Annotated in this window: 15 protein-coding genes and 1 riboswitch; of the genes, 8 read left to right on the top strand and 7 right to left on the bottom strand. The window is 48.0% G+C overall.

The annotated features are described in order from the left end of the window. Positions 1-30: 30 nt before the first annotated feature. Entirely contained in the window at positions 31-1,521 is a 1,491-nt protein-coding gene (locus P9687_RS13570) for an amino acid permease (protein ID WP_017550893.1), read from the bottom strand. A 99-nt stretch (positions 1,522-1,620) separates the two neighbouring features. Beyond that, positions 1,621-1,814, bottom strand: a riboswitch (Lysine riboswitch). A gap of 457 nt (positions 1,815-2,271) precedes the next feature. On the opposite strand from P9687_RS13570, the gene P9687_RS13565 reads away from it, so the two are divergent. The 5 genes from P9687_RS13565 to P9687_RS13545 are packed head-to-tail and all read left to right on the top strand — an operon-like array spanning position 2,272 to position 6,612. After that, positions 2,272-2,814 carry a helix-turn-helix domain-containing protein gene (locus P9687_RS13565; protein WP_026684611.1) on the top strand — a complete coding sequence of 181 codons (543 nt, stop codon included), beginning with the start codon at positions 2,272-2,274 and terminating at the stop codon, positions 2,812-2,814. Between the two features lie 26 nt (positions 2,815-2,840). Beyond that, positions 2,841-3,941, top strand: coding sequence for an ABC transporter ATP-binding protein (locus tag P9687_RS13560; protein WP_017550890.1), 1,101 nt, complete (start codon positions 2,841-2,843; stop codon positions 3,939-3,941). Next, positions 3,938-4,729, top strand: coding sequence for an ABC transporter permease (locus P9687_RS13555; protein WP_035182646.1), 792 nt, complete (start codon positions 3,938-3,940; stop codon positions 4,727-4,729). The genes P9687_RS13560 and P9687_RS13555 overlap by 4 nt, the downstream gene beginning before the upstream one ends. 3 nt (positions 4,730-4,732) lie before the next feature. Continuing rightward, positions 4,733-5,542 (top strand): ABC transporter permease, encoded by an 810-nt coding sequence (locus P9687_RS13550; RefSeq protein WP_017550888.1) that lies wholly within the window; start codon positions 4,733-4,735, stop codon positions 5,540-5,542. Then, a complete protein-coding gene (locus tag P9687_RS13545; RefSeq protein ID WP_035182645.1) occupies positions 5,539-6,612 on the top strand; it encodes an ABC transporter substrate-binding protein in 1,074 nt (357 codons plus the stop codon). Before P9687_RS13550 ends, P9687_RS13545 begins: the two co-directional genes overlap by 4 nt. Positions 6,613-7,681: 1,069 nt before the next feature. On the opposite strand, the gene P9687_RS13540 is transcribed toward P9687_RS13545, so the two are convergent. After that, positions 7,682-9,073 (bottom strand): hypothetical protein, encoded by a 1,392-nt coding sequence (locus tag P9687_RS13540; protein WP_110133763.1) that lies wholly within the window; start codon positions 9,071-9,073, stop codon positions 7,682-7,684. A gap of 1,260 nt (positions 9,074-10,333) precedes the next feature. Between P9687_RS13540 and P9687_RS13535 the strand changes: the two genes are divergently transcribed. Continuing rightward, positions 10,334-11,743, top strand: a complete 1,410-nt coding sequence (locus P9687_RS13535) for an amino acid permease (protein ID WP_014096311.1) — start codon at positions 10,334-10,336, stop codon at positions 11,741-11,743. Positions 11,744-11,804: 61 nt separating this feature from the next. On the opposite strand, the gene P9687_RS13530 is transcribed toward P9687_RS13535, so the two are convergent. From P9687_RS13530 to P9687_RS13520, 3 genes are read right to left on the bottom strand one after another with little or no spacing between them, the layout of a single operon-like run. Beyond that, the gene (locus P9687_RS13530) at positions 11,805-12,524 is read right to left on the bottom strand and encodes a LutC/YkgG family protein (protein WP_014096310.1); all 720 of its coding nucleotides are present in this window, start codon (positions 12,522-12,524) and stop codon (positions 11,805-11,807) included. Further along, positions 12,521-13,951: a LutB/LldF family L-lactate oxidation iron-sulfur protein gene (locus P9687_RS13525; RefSeq protein ID WP_017550637.1), complete on the bottom strand. Its 1,431-nt coding sequence runs from the start codon at positions 13,949-13,951 to the stop codon at positions 12,521-12,523. The genes P9687_RS13530 and P9687_RS13525 overlap by 4 nt, the downstream gene beginning before the upstream one ends. A 23-nt stretch (positions 13,952-13,974) precedes the next feature. Continuing rightward, positions 13,975-14,694: a (Fe-S)-binding protein gene (locus P9687_RS13520; RefSeq protein WP_017550636.1), complete on the bottom strand. Its 720-nt coding sequence runs from the start codon at positions 14,692-14,694 to the stop codon at positions 13,975-13,977. A gap of 488 nt (positions 14,695-15,182) precedes the next feature. On the opposite strand from P9687_RS13520, the gene P9687_RS13515 reads away from it, so the two are divergent. After that, positions 15,183-16,586, top strand: a complete 1,404-nt coding sequence (locus P9687_RS13515; RefSeq protein WP_035189144.1) for an amino acid permease — start codon at positions 15,183-15,185, stop codon at positions 16,584-16,586. Positions 16,587-17,142: 556 nt separating this feature from the next. Here the strand turns inward: P9687_RS13515 and P9687_RS13510 are convergent. Together P9687_RS13510 and P9687_RS13505 are read right to left on the bottom strand one after the other, a co-directional pair. Next, positions 17,143-17,271: a hypothetical protein gene (locus P9687_RS13510; RefSeq protein ID WP_268810711.1), complete on the bottom strand. Its 129-nt coding sequence runs from the start codon at positions 17,269-17,271 to the stop codon at positions 17,143-17,145. A 56-nt stretch (positions 17,272-17,327) separates the two neighbouring features. Next, positions 17,328-18,485: an iron-containing alcohol dehydrogenase gene (locus tag P9687_RS13505; RefSeq protein ID WP_017550634.1), complete on the bottom strand. Its 1,158-nt coding sequence runs from the start codon at positions 18,483-18,485 to the stop codon at positions 17,328-17,330. A 270-nt stretch (positions 18,486-18,755) separates the two neighbouring features. Here P9687_RS13505 and P9687_RS13500 point away from each other — a divergent pair, with 270 nt between their 5' ends. Next, positions 18,756-20,009 (top strand): ammonium transporter, encoded by a 1,254-nt coding sequence (locus tag P9687_RS13500; RefSeq protein ID WP_328228674.1) that lies wholly within the window; start codon positions 18,756-18,758, stop codon positions 20,007-20,009. Positions 20,010-20,131 lie beyond the last annotated feature (122 nt).

Here is a 20,131-nt window from a genome sequence, read left to right as displayed (position 1 = left end):
AACCTGCGGCAGCCACCGCAGGTTTTTCCGTTAGGATTCCCGGTTAAAATCGCATTCCTGTAAAGAAACGACTTTTGTCTTTTTCACAAATTTATAAATGAGCCATACGGCAATAAAGATGGGCAGGCCGATATACGAGACAAACACGCTTTCCCACTTAATATGGTCTCCCAGAAATGCCTGGTAGTTTTGCCCGAGAATGACGACCGTACAAACGGCAAACGCAAATAGCGGTCCGAATGGGAACCATCTCGAACGGTAAGGCAGGTCGCTCAACGCTTTGCCTTGCGCCACATATGCACGGCGGAACCGGTAATGGCTGATGGCAATCCCGAGCCAGGCGATAAAGCCGGATAAGCCGGATGCGTTCAGGAGCCAGTTGTACACTGCCCCGTCACCGAAGAAAGATGCAAGGAAAGCCACCGTTCCGACAAGCGCAGTGACAATCAGTGCATTCACCGGTACCCCGCGTTTATTCAGTTTTCCGAGGAATTTCGGCGCTTTGCCGTCACGCGCCAGTTCCCAGAGCATTCGCGTTGACGCGTACATACCCGAGTTGCCGGCAGAAAGAACAGCCGTTAAAATAATCGCATTCATGACAGAAGCAGCAAAGGCAATGCCGGCACGCTGAAATACAATTGTGAACGGGCTCATCGTAATGTCGTCGGCGGTTAGTCTCGAATCCGTGAACGGAATCAGCAGGCCGATGACAAAAATCGCCAGAATATAGAAAAGCAAAATTCTCCAAAAAACAGATTTCACAGCATGCGGAATGGTTTTTTCCGGATCTTCACTTTCACCGGCCGCAACCCCGAGCAGTTCTGTTCCCTGGAACGAAAACCCGGCTGCCATAAAAATCCCGAGTACGGCCAGGAATCCGCCGTGGACCGGGCCGTCTGCAATCGTAAGGTTATGGAAGCCGATTGCTTTTCCACCCATAATCCCGAAAATCATCAGTGCGCCGACAATGATAAAGGCAATGACGGTCACGACTTTTATGATTGCAAACCAGTATTCTGCTTCCCCGAACCCTTTTACAGATAAATAATTTAATAAGAACATGATGAGAAGGCAGGCCGCACTCCACACGATCGAAGGCGTATGCGGGAACCAGAATTTCATGATAATGGTTGCTGCCGATAATTCGGCCGCAATCGTGATCGCCCAGTTATACCAATAGTTCCAGCCAAGCGCAAATCCAAGTGCCGGGTCAACAAATTTCGTCGCGTACGTGCTGAAGGTGCCTGCAACCGGCATGTAGGCGGCCATTTCCGCAAGACTTGTCATTAAAAAGTACACCATGACGCCTATTAAGGCATAAGCGAGAAGCGCCCCGCCCGGCCCCGCGCTGTGGATTGCCCCGCCGCTTGCCAGAAAAAGCCCGGTTCCGATTGATCCGCCGAGGGAAATCATGGTCAGGTGGCGGGATTTTAATTTTCGCTTTAGTTTTGTCACTTCACCCTTTTTCGTAACGGGAACCGCTCCAGCTGTAGTGCTTTGCCCATGATAGAAGTCATCCATCCTTGATACACTCCTTTTTATATAGGAAGGAGCAGGGAATAAACAAAAATGCCGCAGTCGTGGAGACGCGGCATCAAAGCGTATACCCTCCATCAACCTTCCGAAGATAGCTCAACACATATGCGAGGGGGAATCGCATATGTGACAGTTCTGTTCCTGTTCGGAAACAGCCCCAACATGGCACCGCGGGATCCGGCACCACATTTCGGCAGCTTTTCCTTTCAACCGGAGTCTTAAACTTTACCCGTGTCTCGTCCGATTTACTCATAAAAGCTGCGACCTCTACCTCACCGGATTTGATGAGGATTTTTTTATTCAATTTGATTTACATATTATTATAGTTATGTTTTTAGGGAAAATCAATAGAAAAGGCAGCAGAACGGGGTGGCAAAAATAGGTGTTATATAAAATGGATTTCAGTTTTTACGTCAAGCCCGGCGCCAGTTTGCATGATTGACTTTTTGCAGCAGGCAACAGCGCGGCCATATTTTATATGCGGGCTTATTTTTACAAACATCTGCCTCTCTGTAAGAAAACGCCCGAGTGGGATTGTTCGTTTTCATAAACCGGCTGGAAAGGAGGGGAGCCGAGACAGCAGGGGGACAGCCATGATTTGTGTTTTTTTCAAAAAAACCTTTACATCTGCCTGCTTTTTTGTATAATACATATGAAAGTAAACTTAAAGTTTAACAAAACAAAACTTCCTTGCCTTTGAGTTTACAAATGCTAAACAAAATGGAAGGTTTTATGATGGAGATCGGGAAAAAAATTAAAAACTTAAGGTTAAAAAAAGGACTCACCCAGGAGGAACTTGGAGAGCGTACGGATTTAAGCAAAGGCTATATTTCCCAGCTTGAGCGGGATTTAAGCTCCCCTTCGATTGACACGTTTTTTAATATATTGGAAGTACTCGGCTGCACGCCGAAAGAATTTTTTGATGAAGAAGAGCGTGAACAAAAGGTCGTATACGGGGAAGAAGACCAGACCGATTATCTCGATGAAGAGCGCGGTTATAAAATCCAGTGGCTCGTCCCGGAATCGAATGAAAAGGAAATGGAACCGATCCTGCTTACGCTTGAGGAAAAAGGGGAGTTTAAAACGTTTGAACCTTCTTTATCGGAAACCTTTGCCTATGTACTGGAAGGCCGGATTGCGGTGCGGCTTGGCAAACGCCTGTACCGTGCGAAAGCCGGAGAAGCCATTTATTATCATGCATCCGATGAGCATCAGATCCTGAATGACGCGGAAGGCCGGTCCAGGCTTGTACTGGTTGCCACGGAATCGTATCTGTAAGCTGAACATAGAAGAGGAGGACAGCAATGAACAGCGATATCATCATTCGTTTTGAACATGTCACAAAACAATACGACGATGACCCTGCTATTTTGGATGACGTCAGTTTTGAAATAGAACGCGGAAAATTTTACACTCTGCTCGGACCGTCGGGTTGCGGAAAAACAACGATTTTGCGCCTGATTGCGGGATTTATTGCGCCGACAAAAGGAAATATTTACATCAATGGAAAAATCGTGAATGACGTGCCAGCCAACCGGCGCCAGGTCAATACCGTTTTCCAGGATTATGCGCTATTTCCTCATTTAAATGTGTATGAAAACGTCGCATTTGGGCTGCGCATTAAAAAAATGAAGGCAGCTGTGATTGAACAAAAAGTAAAAGAAGCCTTGAAGTTTGTGAATCTGGAAGGCTATGAAAACCGGGAAATCAGCGAAATGTCAGGCGGGCAGCGGCAGCGTGTTGCGATTGCGCGCGCGATTGTCAATGAACCGGAAGTGATTTTGCTGGACGAACCGCTTTCCGCGCTTGATTTGAAGCTAAGGACAGAGATGCAGTATGAACTGCGTGAACTGCAGCGCCGCCTTGGCATTACGTTTATTTTTGTCACGCACGACCAGGAAGAAGCGCTTGCGATGAGCGATGAAATTTTTGTCATCAATAACGGGAAAATCCAGCAGAGCGGTACGCCGACCGATATTTACGATGAACCGATCAACCGCTTTGTCGCGGACTTTATCGGCGAGTCCAATATCCTTCCGGGAAAAATGATCAAGGATTTTGTTGTGGAATTTAACGGCCGTGCGTTCGAATGCGTTGACCGCGGCTTTCATCCGAACGAGCCGGTTGAAATTGTCATCCGCCCGGAAGATTTAGAAATCACGACACCGGAAAAAGGGAACTTGAAAGTGCGGGTGGATACGCAGCTGTTCCGCGGCGTCCATTATGAAATTTGTTGCTACGATGAAGAGGGAAATGAATGGCTTGTCCACTCGACAAAAAAAGCAAAAGTCGGGGATACGATCGGCCTTTATTTTGAACCGGAAGCGATCCACGTGATGAGATTCGGCGAAACAGAAGAGGAATTCGACCGGCGCCTGGAAGCGTACGATGAGGTCCGGCCATGAAAGTAAATGCACGCACTTTTTATCTCGTTCCGTATTTGCTGTGGATCCTTCTTTTTGTAATCGCGCCGATTTTGCTCATTCTCTATTATTCTTTTTTTGATATTGAAGGGCATTTGTCGCTTGTCAACTATGAAAAATTTTTTACGCCTGTTTATTTGAAAATGGCGCTGAGCTCTTTTTGGTATGCGTTTTTGATTACGGCGTTTACGCTTTTGATTTCGTATCCGACGGCCTATCTTTTGACAAGATCGCGGCATAAGCAGCTCTGGCTCTTATTAATCATTTTGCCGACATGGATCAATTTGTTGTTAAAAGCGTATGCGTTTCTTGGGATTTTCGGCACATTCGGCCCGGCCAACTCGTTTCTTGAATGGATGGGCATTGGGCAAAAGCAGATTTTATTTACAGACTTCAGCTTTTTGTTTGTGTCTACTTATATTTTTATCCCGTTTATGATTTTGCCGATTTATAACGCGCTTGAAGAACTGAACCCGGTCTTTATGGATGCGGCGCGCGATCTTGGCGCCTCGAAATGGACCACGTTCCGCCGCGTTGTGTTTCCGCTCACGCTGGACGGTGTCAAATCAGGGTGCCAGGCTGTCTTTATTCCGTCTCTGTCACTCTTTATGATTACGCGCCTGATTGCGGGAAACCGCGTCATTACGCTCGGTACGGCAATTGAGGAGCATTTCCTTGTCACACAGGATTGGGGCATGGGGTCTACGATCGCCGTCTTTTTGATCATTGCCATGGTCGTCATTATGATTGTGACTGGCAACCGGAAGTGAGGGATGAAGTTGAAAAAAAGATGGAAATGGTCAAACTTATATCTGATATTTGTGTTTATCGTCCTTTACGCACCGATCTTTTATTTAATGTATTATTCGTTCAACAAAGCAGGGAACATGCATGAATTTAGCGGTTTTACATGGGAATGGTACAAGGAAGTGTTCCAGGACACGCGCCTTATGATCATTGTCATCAACACGCTTGTGATTGCGCTACTCGCATCCGCGATTTCAACGGTGATCGGTGTGATGGGGGCGCTCGCGATCCGGTTTGTGAAAAGAAGAAGAACGAAAAATGCGCTGCTTTCGCTCAATAATGTGCTGATCGTAAGCCCTGACGTTATTATCGGTGCATCGTTCCTGATTTTATTTACGATTGCAGGGATCAAGCTCGGGTTTACATCCGTTCTCGTTTCGCACATCGCTTTTTGCATTCCGATTGTTGTGCTGATGGTGCTGCCGAAACTGCAGGAAATGAGCCCGACTTTGATTGATGCGGCGCGCGACCTTGGGGCAAGCCAGTGGGATGTGTTGTCGAAGGTGATTCTCCCGTATATTACGCCCGGTATTTTTGCCGGTTTTTTCATGGCGCTCACGTATTCGCTCGATGATTTTGCCGTCACCTTTTTTGTCACCGGCAACGGCTATTCGACGCTTTCCGTTGAAATTTATTCGCGGGCACGCCAGGGGATTTCACTCACGATTAACGCGCTGTCAACGCTGCTCTTCTTCTTCTCTATTATCCTTGTGATCGGGTACTACCTCGTGAACCAGCGCCAGGCCCGTACGAACGGAATGGGGGTTAAAAGATGAAACAGCTGCTGCGTGTTTTTATTGCGATAATCGTTGTCGCCCTTGCCCTGCAATTTCTCGCTGGGCGCATGAACCAAACGGAAGGCTATGCAGGCGGAAATACGCTCACGATTTACAACTGGGGGGATTATATCGATCCCGCCTTGATTAAGAAATTTGAAAAGCAGACCGGCATCAAAGTCATTTATCAAACTTTCGATTCGAACGAAGCCATGATGACCAAAATTTCCCAGGGTGGTACAACGTTTGATGTTGCGGTTCCATCCGAGTATATGATCGAAAAGATGAAAAAGGAGAACTTGCTGATTCCGCTTGATCATTCGAAGCTGCCGAACTTGAAATATATCGATTCGCGCTTTATGGATTTGCCGTTTGACCCGAAAAATCAATACTCAGTGCCTTATTTCTGGGGGACGGTCGGGATTGTGTATAATTCAAGTATGCTCGGTGGCAAAAAAATTACAAGCTGGGACGACCTGTGGGATCCCGATTTGAAAAATCAGATTCTGCTTGTGGACGGCGCCCGCGAAGTGATGGGGATGGGGCTCAACAGCCTGCATTACTCGCTGAATGATACGAATGAAAAACATTTGCAGCAGGCAAAAGCAAAACTTGACCGGCTGATGCCGAATGTGAAAGCGATCGTCGGCGATGAAATCAAGATGCTACTGGCCAATGAAGAAGCTTCGCTCGGGGTTGTCTGGTCGGGGGATGCGGCTGAGATCATGTCAGAGAATAAAAAGCTGAACTATGTTGTGCCGAGCGAAGGCTCCAATCTCTGGTTCGACAACATGGTCATCCCGAAAACAGCGAAAAACGTGGATGGCGCCCTGAAGTTTATCAATTTTATGCTCGATCCGAAAAACGCCGCGCAAAACGCCGAGTATGTCGGTTATTCAACGCCGAACAAAGCGGCTCTGAAGATTTTGCCAAAATCGATTTCCGGCGACCGCCGTTTTTATCCGGATGCTGCACTCACAAAGAAACTGGAAGTATATAAAAACCTTGGCAAGAAAAAACTCGCCCGCTATAATGAGCTATTTTTGGAATTTAAAATGCATACCAAATAACGAAAGCCGTCCCGGATGCGCGGGGCGGCTTTCAAGTTGATCACGGGCGAAAATAACCGGCGGAATGTCTTTTGAAGCGGACACAGACATCACTCGGGTGGTGATTGAGATATTTTTTGGAGGTTTGAAAAGGCCAAAAGCGGCTTGGTTGGTGTTCGAAATGTCCTTTTGGGGGTTTGAAAAGGCCAAAAGCGGCTTGGTTGGTGTTCGAAATGTCTTTTTGGAGGTTACAAAAGGCCAAAAGTGGCTTGGGTAGTGGTCGAAATGTCTTTTTGGAGAGCTCAAAAAGACAAAAGGAACCCGGGCAGTGATCGAAATGTCCTTTTGGAGGGCTCAAAAGGACAAAAGGAATCCGGGTAGCGATCGAAATGTCCTTTTGGAGGGTTCAAAAGGACAAAAGTGGCTTGGGTAGTGGTCGAAATGTCTTTTTGGAGGTTTGAAAAGGACAAAAGTGGCCTGGTTGGTGTTCGGAATGTCCTTTTGGAGGCTTCAAAAGGCCAAAAGCGGCTTGGGTAGTGTTCGAAATGTCTTTTTTGAGAGTTCAAAAGGACAAAAGGAATCCGGGCAGCGATTGAAATGTCCTTTTGGAGGCTTCAAAAAGACAAAAGGACCCCGGGTAGCGATCGAAATGTCCTTTTGGAGGTTTCAAAAAGACAAAAGTGGCCTGGTTGGTGTTCAAAATGTCTTTTTGGAGGTTTCAAAAGGCCAAAAGCGGCTTGGGTAGTGTTCGAAATGTCTTTTTGGAGAGTTCAAAAGGACAAAAGGGACCCGCCCACCAATAGAAATCCTTCATCGAGATTATGAAAGACAAAAGAGAGACGGCAGCCCTCGGAAATGTCCTTCATCCCGCGCATGAAGGACAAAAGGGGATCCGCCCGCCCTCGGAAATGTCCTTGATCGCGGGCATGAAAGACAAAAGGGACCCCGCCCGCCCCCAGAAATGTCCTTCATCACAGGCATGAAAGACAAAAGGGGATCCGTCCGCCCGCAGAAATGTCCTTCATCGCAGCCATTTGGGCGACCTGCGTACTCGGCCATAAAAAAAGCAGGGTCTGGCCCCACTTTCGCCTTACGCTCTTCGCTTTTCCATATCAATATACAAATTTCGGTATGCGTTCGATTCCGCTTGCATGCCGAGTTCGTGATAAATTTTTGACAACCATTTGACCGGGGCGGGGTCGTTTTCCCGCAACTCCATTTCCCAGCTGAAACAGTCAAGCGCTCTGTCGTACTGCCCGAATTCAAAATACAATTCCCCGAGCAGGGATTGCTTGTCGGGATCGTCCGCCATTTGGTGCATTTGCTCCACTTTGCGGATGGCCGGCAAATGCCCGGCTGCTTTCTTGAACGGAAGCAGCCATTCCAGTATATAGGAAGTGTCCCGGTGCTGTAACAAATAGGAAATGCATTTTACCACGAATTTCTCTGCCTGTGCCGGATGCCCGGAAAAGAGCGGGGCAAGCCGGTTCAGTGCTTCTACATCTGTTTCACCATCATCCGGGCTCCATGATTCAAGCATCTTTTCCACTTTTTCCGCCTGTTTCGCACTCAACTGAATCTGTTCCTCAAGCATCATCGGGATCATTTTTTCCAGTTGTTTTGTCTCAATATAAAACTTAAGTAAATCCTGCTGCAGCGGTTCAAACTGCCGGATGCGGGCATAGAGATTTTCCAAAATGGCCATTTTTTCCGCCTCTTCGAAATGCGCGTCCAGCCGTTCAAGGAGCGCTTTGTAACCGGTATCGGTCGGCGACGATTCCATTTGCTCAAGGCTTAACGCGATTTCGTCCGCCCACCGGTTTTGCGCACGCAGCAGGTCGCAAAGTTTTGCAAAAGCTTCGGCATCCGGCATTTTCTCATATAAAAGTTTTTCGGCATAAAGGGGGTCTTTCCGGATCAGTTCGGGTGAATAGGATTGAAAGAGTTTGTCGTACTTAATCAGATTTAAATCGCGGGACATTTGCTTGACCCAGCTTTGCTTCGGCGCAAAATCTTTTAAAATGCGGAGGATGCGCGCGCACTGCAATAGCTGGCCATTGCGGCGGTATTCATAAAAGATGGATTGGATATATTCAAAGAGCTTCCGTTTCGGGACAAACGATTCGAAAAACGTGGCAATCCAGGCGGCTTCAAGTGGCGGGAACAGTTTCTCCATTTTGCCGGTAAGCTGGGCAAAATGAATGGTTTTAAATGAGCAACCCGGCTGGAAAAGCAAATCAATCAGCGGATGGGGAGGTTCGAGCACAATGCAGTCACGGAAAGCCTGTGCCACTTTGGACCCCCGTTTGATTTTGGTTGCGGGTATCGCGTTCAAATAATGGTCCTTGTAAAAAAACACATACCACAGGCGGCCATCATCACCGGTTGCCTCGACAAATTTGCCCTGCAAAAAAACGGCCATCCTTTCTATATCCGCGTGAACCACATGTTTGCGGTCTGTAATGGTCAATTGGGCTGCCATAAAATCCCCTCCTTGATAGTTTGATTATACCATACGAGAGCGGGATTGCGACCATCGGATATTTCGGAACAGGTTTACGATGTTGAAGGATCGCGGGCCGTTCTAAGAAAGATTTTAGACCCGGTTTTGGCTCTGAACCACAAGTAAAAGGTCCGTGGTCTCTCATCTGTGCAAAGTAAAAAAACCGCTGCATGTGGGGGAAATGCCAATTTTTAAATGAACAGGATTAAATTGCAAAACGAATTGATATGCGTTCCGGCCCCGGGTCAGCATTTCAGTACCTTCACGAAAAACTTCACGTACGTCCTTTTATTTAGGGTTTGCTGAACAAATCCGATTCTGAGTTGGTACCCAATTTGTCAACAAGATCTGTCTCAAATATAGCCTTTCTTCACATAGAACGCGTCTAAGTTAAGGAAGCGCAGAAAAAAGGAGGTCTTTCTTAACGTCTACGTGAAGGAAGCGAGGAAAAAGGAGGCCTTTCTTCACATAGAACGCGTCTAAGTTAAGGAAGCGCGAAAAAAGGAGGTCTTCCTTAACATAGAGCCTGTCTGAGTGAAGGAAGCGCAGAAAAAAGGAGGTCTTCCTTCACGTAGAGCCCGTCTAAGTTAAGGAAGCAAGCAAAAATAAAGGCCCTTCTTAACATAGAGCCCGTCTAAGTTAAGGAAGCGAGGAAAAAAGAAGGTCTTCCTTCACGTAGAGCCCGTCTAAGTGAAGGAAGCGTGGAAAAAAGACGGCCTTTCTTCACATAGAACGCGTCTAAGTTAAGGAAGCGCAGAAAAAAGGAGGTCTTCCTTCACATAGAACGCGTCTAAGTTAAGGAAGCGCGGAAAAAAGGAGGTCTTCTTTAACATAGAACCCATCTAAGTTAAGAAAGCGCGAAAAACGAAGGTCAATCTTAACATATTCTAATCATTGAAACAGCTTTCAATCACAAAGTTTTCCTATATTTTGCATTTAAAGTTTCACAAAATCCTCAGCATCCCTTGCCGATTCTGTAGGTTTTGCTTATTCAGCAAGCCCTATTTCATGTGCAAATTTTTACTCTGCCGTGTTCCATGACGAAGCAAACAAAACAGTTTCTGCAGCCGCCAAGCAGATGCAGGCATATCCGGGAAGGATGGAAAAGAACGATAAGAGTTACAATTTCTTACAATCCAAATTTTTTCTTAATTTGTTATATTTCTATATTGATAAATTTTCAATGAAAAGTATAATAGAATTATGCAATTATCCAAAAATTCTTGGGGAGGATGAGAAATGAGCATCTTTCAGACAAAAGCAATCGCAAACCTTGTAGAAGGGACCCAGGGCAAGCAAGGGCTGAAAAAAGCGCTTGGTGCACTCGATCTCACTTTGCTCGGGATCGGCGCCATTATCGGCACAGGGATATTCGTGCTGACAGGTGTGGCTGCAGCAAACTATTCCGGCCCTGCACTCGTTATTTCCTTTATCCTGTCGGGGCTCGCATGTGGATTTGCTGCCTTGTGTTATGCAGAATTTGCATCAATGGTGCCGGTTGCCGGAAGTGCTTATACTTACGGGTATGCGGCGCTGGGTGAATTTTGGGCATGGATTATCGGCTGGGATTTGATTTTGGAATACGGCCTGGCTGTTTCAACCGTTGCGATCGGCTGGTCCGGATACGCCGTGAACTTGCTTGGAAATCTCGGAGTTCATCTGCCAAAAGCGCTGACGCTTGCACCGATGGACGGTGGCATTGTCAACCTGCCGGCCATTCTCATTATCGCTCTAGTTGCCTGGCTGTTGTATTCAGGGGTCCAGCAGACATCTCGCCTGAACGGCATCATCGTAGCCATAAAAGTAGCCGTTGTCCTGCTGTTTGTGGTGCTTGCTGTCGCACATGTGAAACCGGTCAACTGGCATCCGTTTATGCCGTTCGGATTTAAAGGCGTGCTTTCGGGCGCAGCGGTTATTTTCTTTGCTTACATCGGCTTTGATGCTGTATCGACAGCTGCAGAAGAAACGCGCCGCCCGCAAAAAGACGTGCCGCGCGGAATTTTGTTCTCCTTGTTAATTTGTACCGTGTTGTATATCATCGTTTCCGCCATTTTGACAGGCGTTGTCAAATTCAGCATTTTCAGCAGGCCGGAAGCTGCTTCTGCTCCCGTTGCGTATGCATTGCAGCAAATTGGCATTCACTGGGGTGCGGCACTGGTTTCCGTTGGGGCCATTTGCGGGATTACTTCCGTATTGGTTGTTATGGCATACGGGCAGACGCGTGTATTGTTTGCCATGTCGCGTGACGGACTTTTGCCTAAAATTTTTTCAAAAGTCAGTGAAAAGAGAAAAACTCCAGCGACTTCAACTGTTTTGGTCGGAATCGTCACCGCGATCACAGCCGGGTTCCTCCCGATCAATATTGTGGCTGAGATGACCAATATTGGGACGCTTGCTGCATTTGTGATTGTATGCGTGGCAGTCATTGTGCTCCGCTATAAACGCCCGGATCTGGAACGTCCGTTTAAAACACCGCTTGCCCCGGTTATACCGGCTCTCGGTGCAATTACTTGCGGCATATTGATCGCAAGCCTACAGCCGGCAACCCTGATCCGCTTCGTTGTCTGGTTCGCAATCGGCATGGTGATCTACTTCGGATACAGCATCCGCCACAGTGAGCTGCAACAAGAAGCGAAAAAAACAGCGTAAAACCAAAAATAGATGGCCTGTTTCAACAGGTCATCTATTTTTTTGAATTTTTTGCGTTTTATTATTTATCGTTCACAACAATGTAAGCCGCTTTGACTGGCCCGTGCACGCCGACGATCAAGTTCATTTCAATGTCAGCAGAGTTGCTTGGGCCGGTAATAAAATTGATGCATGACGGGACGGTTTCCCCGTTTTTGATCTTTTCGCGGATCTGTAAGGCGGCCTGCGTCATGCGCGGGACAATCGTGCTTTTCGGTACAATCGCGATATACGTCTTCGGCAGCAGGCTGACCGACCGGCCGCGTTCTTTGCTGCTGAACAAAACCACTGTGCCGGATTCCGCCAATGTGATATCACTGAACGTAATCCCGACATTCGCTTTTTCGCACAGCGCAATATTTTTTTCGCCGATTTCGGGATCCCAGACATGGGTTTCGATTCCCATTTCCGGCCAGCCTTCCTCAATCAGCGGGGTTAAGCCGAATTCCCCGAACCGCTTGTCATTCCAAAGCGAGACAGGCCCGCCGCCGTACAGTTCTACGACTTCGTTTAATTTTCCGGGCAAAGTTTTTGCATCCGTTTCAAAAAAATCAACATGGACACTGAGCGACTGCTGGCGCAATACTTCCAGCAGTTCCTCCTGGTTTGCATTTGGCAGTACATCATATTGCGGCTTATGCTTGTAATCCGGACGGGCAACGCCGGATACAACCGGTTTGCGGCCGAGCCTGCCGGCAATATTATTTAAAAATGCATCCCGGTTTTGGATGGCTCCGTTCATTTTTTCTGCCCCCTGTCTTTCTCCCGCTTTTCAAACCAGTCACGGAAAGGTTCTTTGTTCGGCGCAGGGAAATCGCGCACATCCGTCCACGGTTTCATCGGCCCCGGTCCTTTATGGATCAAATCGTCTTTTAAAAACGGACGGACGACTTTGGAAGCCATTTTTGCCCCGGCCCCGTAAAGTCCAGGTTTTGAAGCGCCGACGCCGAACGCTTTCATCAACAGCCGTTCTGCTACCGGTGAGCGTTTTTCTTTTTCCGCGATCACTTGGCGGTGCTTAATCAAAAGCTCATGCAGCGGAATTTTCACCGGGCAGGCTTCTGTGCAGGCTCCGCAAAGCGAAGAGGCGTACGGGAGTTCTTTGTATTTGTCGTATCCGCCTAAAAGTGGGCTTAATACCGCGCCGATCGGTCCTGGGTAAATGGAGCCGTACGAATGGCCGCCGATATTCCGGTAAACCGGGCATACATTGATGCAGGCTGCACAGCGGATGCACTGCAGCACCTGTTGGAATTCCGTCCCGAGAATATCGGAACGCCCGTTGTCGACAATCACGAGGTGGAATTCTTCCGGCCCGTCGACTTCGCCTGCTTCTTTCGGGCCGGTCACAGTTGTAATATAGCTCGTCAGCCGCTGACCGACCGCGCTCCTCGTTAACAGGCTCACCAAAACTTCGAACTCTTCGTAAGTCGGGACAAGCCGTTCCATCCCCATCACAGCGATCTGTGTTTTCGGAAGGGTTGTGACCATGTCGGCATTCCCTTCATTTGTGACAAGGCCGACCGAACCGCTTTCGGCAATGGCAAAGTTACAGCCGGTAATCCCAATTTCCGCCGATAAAAATTCTTCGCGCAAAACTTTACGTGCAAACGCGGCCAGTTCCTCCGGTTTTTCCGTGCCGGTATAGCCGAGACGGTCGCGAAACACGTCGCGGATTTGATCTTTGTTTTTATGCAAAGCCGGCGCGACGATATGGGAAGGATGGTCGCCGGCCACCTGTAAAATGTACTCGCCGAGGTCGGACTCGACAACAGTGCTGCCCGCTTCCATCAGGGCTTCATTCATGCCGATTTCTTCCGTCACCATCGATTTCGATTTAATCACTTTTTTCGCGTTTTTTTTCTGCACGACTTCCTTAATATACTGGCTCGCTTCTTCAGCGGTCTGGGCAAAGAAGACATGGCCGCCGCGTTTTGATACATTTTCGCTTAATTGATATAGATAATAGTCCAGATTGTTTAAAACGTGTTGGCGAATTTCTTCACCGAGCGAACGCCATTCTTCCCAGTTTCCGAGTTCATTGGCTGCCGCCAGCCGGTTGGTTTGCAGCCGTTCCTGGGCACTGCGGACGGCACCACGCATAAAATCATCGTTGATGCCTTCTTCGACCCTGCCTTTAAATTTTTCATCACTAATCGATAAACCCATTTTTTTCACCCCTTTGCCGTTTTTTAATCTCTGCTGTTCAAAACTTCTGCAATATGCATAATTTTCATCGGTTTGCCTTTACGCGTCATCCGGCCGCCAATATTCATTAAACAGCCGCAGTCGCCGCCGATTAAAACGTCAGCACCGGTTTCTTCGACGTGCTCCACTTTTTCGTCCACCATTTGCTCGGAGATTTCGCTCATTTTCACGGAGAACGTGCCGCCGAACCCGCAGCATGACAATGCATTAGGCAGTGGCACAAATTCAAGGCCGTCCACATGTTTTAACAGTTTCATAGGCGCGTCTTTTACTCCGAGCAGGCGCGTCATATGGCATGATGGATGGTAGGTGGCCTTTGCGTGCAGGCTTGCCCCGACGTCTTCCACTTTTAATACATCCACGAGAAATTGTGTAAATTCGTATGTTTTCGCAGCGAGCGCTTTTGCTTTTGGTTCCCACACCGGGTCGCCTGCAAAAATTTCCGGGTATTCTTTAAACATGTATGCGCATGAGCCGGAAGGAGATACGACGTAATCTGCGTTTTCGAACGCTTTCATCATTTGTTTCATCGCAGGTTTTGTATCTTCCAGATAACCGCTGTTATAGGACGGCTGCCCGCAGCAAATCTGGCCTTTTGGAAGATCAACTTCACAGCCCTGCCGCTCCAGCACTTCCACCATTGCTTTCCCGACATCCGCTTTGAACATGTCGACAAGGCAAGTGATGAACAAACTCACTCTCACAATATTCACCTTCTTAAAGTATTAGGTCAATCATCAGATGACCGGATTACAGTTATTATACTCCTTATAGTGAAAACTTGGCAATGAAAGAAATATAGGTTTTAAAACTTTTGCCCTACGAAACGGCAGTTCTGATTGGTTTCCATTCCGGAATCGAAAAGTTAATTCCATTCTATATATTTATTTTAATGGAAAGATACAAATAAAACACCTGATTTACCGCTTTTTTTCGGTACGGTCGCAAACTTGGAGATCAGGTTTTACCCTGGATTGGTTAGCATTTCCTTTTCTCTCCATCCGGCAGCATTGCCTGATTGATCTTGTCCTGACATCCCCGGTTTTGGTTTGTGCACTTGTAGGCTTCCCATCAAATTCCAAATCATTGTTTTACCACATTAGTAATTTATCACTTTACCAAGATAAAGAAATGCGTTAAAATAATGACATAAAATGAAGCGAAACCAAACCAACACAGAGGGTGAACATATATGAATAAAAAATGGGGACTTTGGACTTTAACCACGTTCGTTGTCGGCAATATGGTGGGCGGCGGGGTCTTCATGCTGCCGGCTAATCTCGCAAATAAGGCAGGGGCGCTCGGTTCAACACTTGCGTGGGTGCTGACCGGCTTTGGTGTTTTGATGATTGCGCTCGTGTTCGGAAACTTGGCCATCCGGAAACCGGAACTGAAAGCAGGACCGCAAAGCTACGCACAGTCGCTTTTTAAATCGAAACAGGCAGGCCGGGTCGCCGGCTACAGCATGGCATGGGGCTACTGGGCAGCGAACTGGGCGGCAACGGCTTCCGTCATTATTTCGTTTGCGGGTTATTTAACGACATTTTTCCCGATTATGCAAAGCACGAAAATCCTGTTTACGCTCGGATCTTTCCAAATGGAGACCGGAAAATTTTTGACATTTGCTGTGTGTACAGTCATGCTTTGGGGGATTCAATCGATTCTGTCGCATAGCTTTAACAGCGGCGGAAAAATGAATCTTGTCGCGACGGTCACAAAAGTACTCGGCTTTATGATGTTTATCGTCATTACCGTTTTTGCATTCGATGCCGCGAACTTCGGCAATGCGAAAGCTTTTACCGATGCGGACGGCCACGCTGTTTCTCTCTTCGGGCAAATTAACGGCGGCGCCATCTCCACATTGTGGGCGTTTATCGGCATAGAATCGGCAGTAATGCTGTCAAATCGCGCGAAATCACAAAAAGATGTGAAAAAGGCAACGCTTCTTGGCCTGTTGATCTCGATCCTGATTTATGTCGGCATTACCCTGCTGACAATGGGCGCTTTGTCGCAGGCTGAACTGCGCGTTTCACATAAGCCGCTTGTCGATGCGCTCGGTCAGGTGCTCGGTGCAAACGGCCAGTATATTTTAGCCACACTGGCGCTCATTTCCTTGTTCGGTTCAACTGTCGGTTGGATTATCGTCAGCTCCGAAGTGCCGTACCAAGCGGCAAAGGCCGGCCTTTTTCCGGCATTTTTCGGGAAAACGAACAGAAAAGGATCACCGTCCCGTTCGCTATTGGTAACAAATATCATGACGCAAATCTTTTTATTCTCCACTGTGTCGGACACCATTTCGGAAGCGTATGATTTTGCCATTGTCGTGGCAACACTGGCTTATTTGATCCCGTATCTTGTATCGGTTATTTACCAGTTGAAGCTGGTGGCAGCCGGTGAAACTTATACGTCGCTAGGCGCTCGCACAACAGACGGTATCATTACCGGTATTGCGCTAGTGTATTCGGTATGGGTCATCATTACCGGCACTGCCGATTTAAAAACGTTCTTCCTCGGCATCGGGCTGTTTGTCATCGGCCTGGTTTTATACCCGGTTTTGATGCGGGAAAATAAAGTATATAAAGAGGTGCTGGAGTAACTGCGACCCGTTGGGAAAACTGCTTCCTGACGGGGCTCCTTTGCTTAGGCTAGTCACCCGGCCACAGCTACGGCGAGATGACTCAGAAGTGGAGGCGGGTTGTAACCCCATTTCTTAGGTTCCTTTCTTGGCCGGTTTCCAACGGTCCGCCACTATGACCAGTTGATTCAAGTGGAGGCGGGTTGTAACCCCGTTTCGCAGTCTCCGTTCTTGTGCCGGTTTCCAAGGGATCGACACTATGGCGAGATGATTCAGAGGTGGAGGCGGATTGTAACCCCATTTCGATTCTTGTGCCAGTTTCCAATGGTCGGTCCGCCGCTATGGCGAGATGATTCGGACGGAGACGGGTTGTAACCCCCATTTCGCAGTCTCCGTTCTTGTGCCGGTTTCCAACGGTCCGCCACTATGACCAGTTGATTCAAGTGGAGGTGGGTTGTAACCCCATTTCGATTCTTGTGCCAGTTTCCAATGGGCTGCCACTATGCCCGAGATGATTCGGACGGAGACGGGTTCAACCCCCATTTCGATTCTTGTACCGGATTCCAATGGATCTACACTATGGCCAGATGATTGGAACAGAGGCGGTTTTCAATCCCCGTTTCGCAGTCTCCATTCTTGTGCCGATTTTCAACGGTCCGCTATGGTCAGATGGTTCGGAAGCGGAGGCGGGTTTTAATCCTCTCATTTCGCAGGCTCCCATCAAAAAGAAAAGGATGCCCTATAAAGGACATCCTTTTCTTTTTACAAACTCATCTTCAAAATTTCCCGCACATCTTCCTTGCCCAGTTTTTTAAAGTTGCCGATCGGGCCGAATGGCAAAGCTTTTTCTGCCATGACGTCGAGCTTGTCATCGCCGATATTGTAATCTGCAAGCCGGCTTGGCGCGCCGATTTCGTTAAAGAAAGCGCGGACTGCATCAATGCCAGCAAGTGCAATTTCCTCATCCGTTTTCCCTGCAGGATCCACGCCCCATACCTCAACGGCAAACCGTTTGAAACGCGGGATATTTTCTTTATAGACGTACTTCATCCAGTTCGGGAAGATGATCGCAAGCCCGCCGCCGTGCGGGATATCGTAAACAGCGCTGACGGCGTGCTCGATCGAGTGCGTTGCCCAGTCGGTTTCCACGCCGGTCGCAAGCAGGCCGTTGAGCGCAAAAGTGGAGCTCAGCATTAAGTTTGCGCGCGCATCATAGTCCTCAAGGTTTTGCAGCACTTTACGCGCATTTTCGATCACTGTTTTCATAATCGTTTCTGCAAAACCGGTTTGCAGCGGAATTTCTTTTGTATGCGAAAAATATTGCTCAAATACGTGCGAGAGCGTATCCGAAATGCCGTAAACAGTCTGGTTACGCGGCACGGTAAACGTATTTTCCGGGTCTAAAATCGAGAACGTCGGGAAAGTCATGCTTGCTCCGTGTTTTTGTTGCGTTTCCCAGTTCGTAATCACCGAGCCTTTATTCATCTCTGAACCCGTCGCAGCCAGCGTCAGCACAGTGCCAAGCGGCAGCGCTTTTTCCACTTTCGCCTTTCTTTCGTAAAAATCCCATACATCGCCGTCATACAGGGCACCGCCTGCGATTGCTTTCGAACAGTCGATGACGCTGCCGCCGCCGACAGCAAGAATCCAGTCGAGTTCATTTTCGCGGATCAGGGAGATGCCTTTTTTAACGGTGGACAGGCGCGGATTCGGTTCAACGCCCGCAAGTTCGCGCACATGGCAGCCTTTCTTCTCAAAAATTGCCTGCAATTTGTCATACAAGCCGGAACGTTTGATGCTGCCGCCGCCATATACAAGCAAGATCCGTTTTCCGAGCTGGTCGATTTTTTCATCGAGCTTTTCGAGCTGCCCTTTTCCGAAAATCAGTTCAGTCGGGTTGTAAAACGTAAACGGGTTCATCCAATTCCCTTCTTTCTTTGGAGTTTTACAGACAGATTGTACCACATTTTAGGATGCGCCAATCATTTTAAAAGCTTGCATGAGGAAAACAGTCCTTTTCGTTTAAAATTTGAAAGCGCGTTCTGACCGGTATGTAAGAAAACCTGACAACAAATATAAAAATTTTAAAAAAATTAACGAAAAAGTATTGAAAAAATGGCTGACATCACATATGATAATTTATATAACAAAGATGCGTTATAAAATCTAACATCAGAAAGGAAGAGGCAAATGGTTCCTGCAGATTCGGTCTTTATGTTTGTATCGACGGCGCTTGTTTGGGTCATGACACCTGCGATTGCGCTGTTTTACGGGGGGATGGTGAAAAGCAAAAACGTTTTAAGCACCGCGATGTACAGCTTCGGTTCGCTTGGGATTGTATCGGTATTATGGATTCTTGTTGGTTATTCGCTGGCGTTTTCAACCGGCGGCAACGCGATTCTCGGCGATTTAAGCTGGGCGGGGCTGCACGATGTCACGTTTAAACCGAATGCAGATTACAGTGCGACGATTCCGCATAACTTATTCATGATGTTCCAAATGACGTTTGCGGTTTTAACCATTGCCATTATTTCAGGCGGTTTTGTCGGACGGATGCGGTTTTCGGCATACTTGATTTTCATTTCCTTATGGTGCGTGCTCGTCTATGCGCCTGTTGCCCACTGGGTATGGGGCGTTGGCGGCTGGATCCGCAACCTTGGCGCACTCGACTTTGCAGGCGGCAATGTGGTTCATATTTCTTCCGGCGTGGCGGCCCTCATCCTCGCGCTTGTGCTCGGAAAACGGAAAGAATCCGAGACCGGACGGCATAACTTAATGCTTGTCCTGATCGGCGGCAGTCTCCTTTGGCTCGGGTGGTTCGGATTTAACGTTGGAAGTGCCTTATCGTTAAATGAAGTTGCTATGTATGCTTTCATCAATACCAATACTGCGGCGGCTTGCGGGTTAATCGGCTGGGCCGCGGTGGAATGGATTGTCAATAAAAAGCCGACATTGTCAGGCGCGATCTCGGGCGGCATTGCAGGGCTTGTAGCGATCACGCCGGCAGCCGGGTTTGTAACGCCAATGGCTTCGATCCTGATCGGCCTGGTTGGCGGCATCGTCTGCTTCTGGGACGTCACGTATTTGAAATCGAAACTCGGCTATGATGATACGCTGGATGCATTCGGCATTCACGGCATCGGTGGCACATGGGGCGGCATTGCAACCGGCCTGTTCGCCTCTAAAGCGGTCAATTCTGCTGGCGCGAACGGTTTGTTCTACGGTGATCCGTCGCTCGTCTGGAAACAGCTCGTCGCCATTGTGTCCACCTATATTTTCGTTGGTATTGTCTCCTTTATTATCATCAAAGCGATCCAATTGTTTATGCCGATCCGTGTTGATGAAGAAGCGGAAAAAAGAGGTCTTGATATTACGTTGCACGGCGAACATGCTTACGGCCAGCCGTACGAAGATGCGGTTTACGAACAGGCTGCAGCAAAATAATAGAAGAAAAGAGCAGGTATATCCGCTTTTTCCAGGCTGCCGGGACATTCCCGGCGGCTTTTATTTTGCTTGGATTGGGAACGCGGTTTAGCACATCATGCCGTTTTCGCCGCAACATTTCC

It is taken from the genome of Weizmannia sp. CD-2023 (assembly GCF_036225245.1).
GTDB lineage: Bacteria > Bacillota > Bacilli > Bacillales > Bacillaceae_C > Weizmannia > Weizmannia faecalis.
Note: the sequence above shows the minus strand (reverse complement) of the source record. Positions and strands in the feature narration are given on the sequence as shown.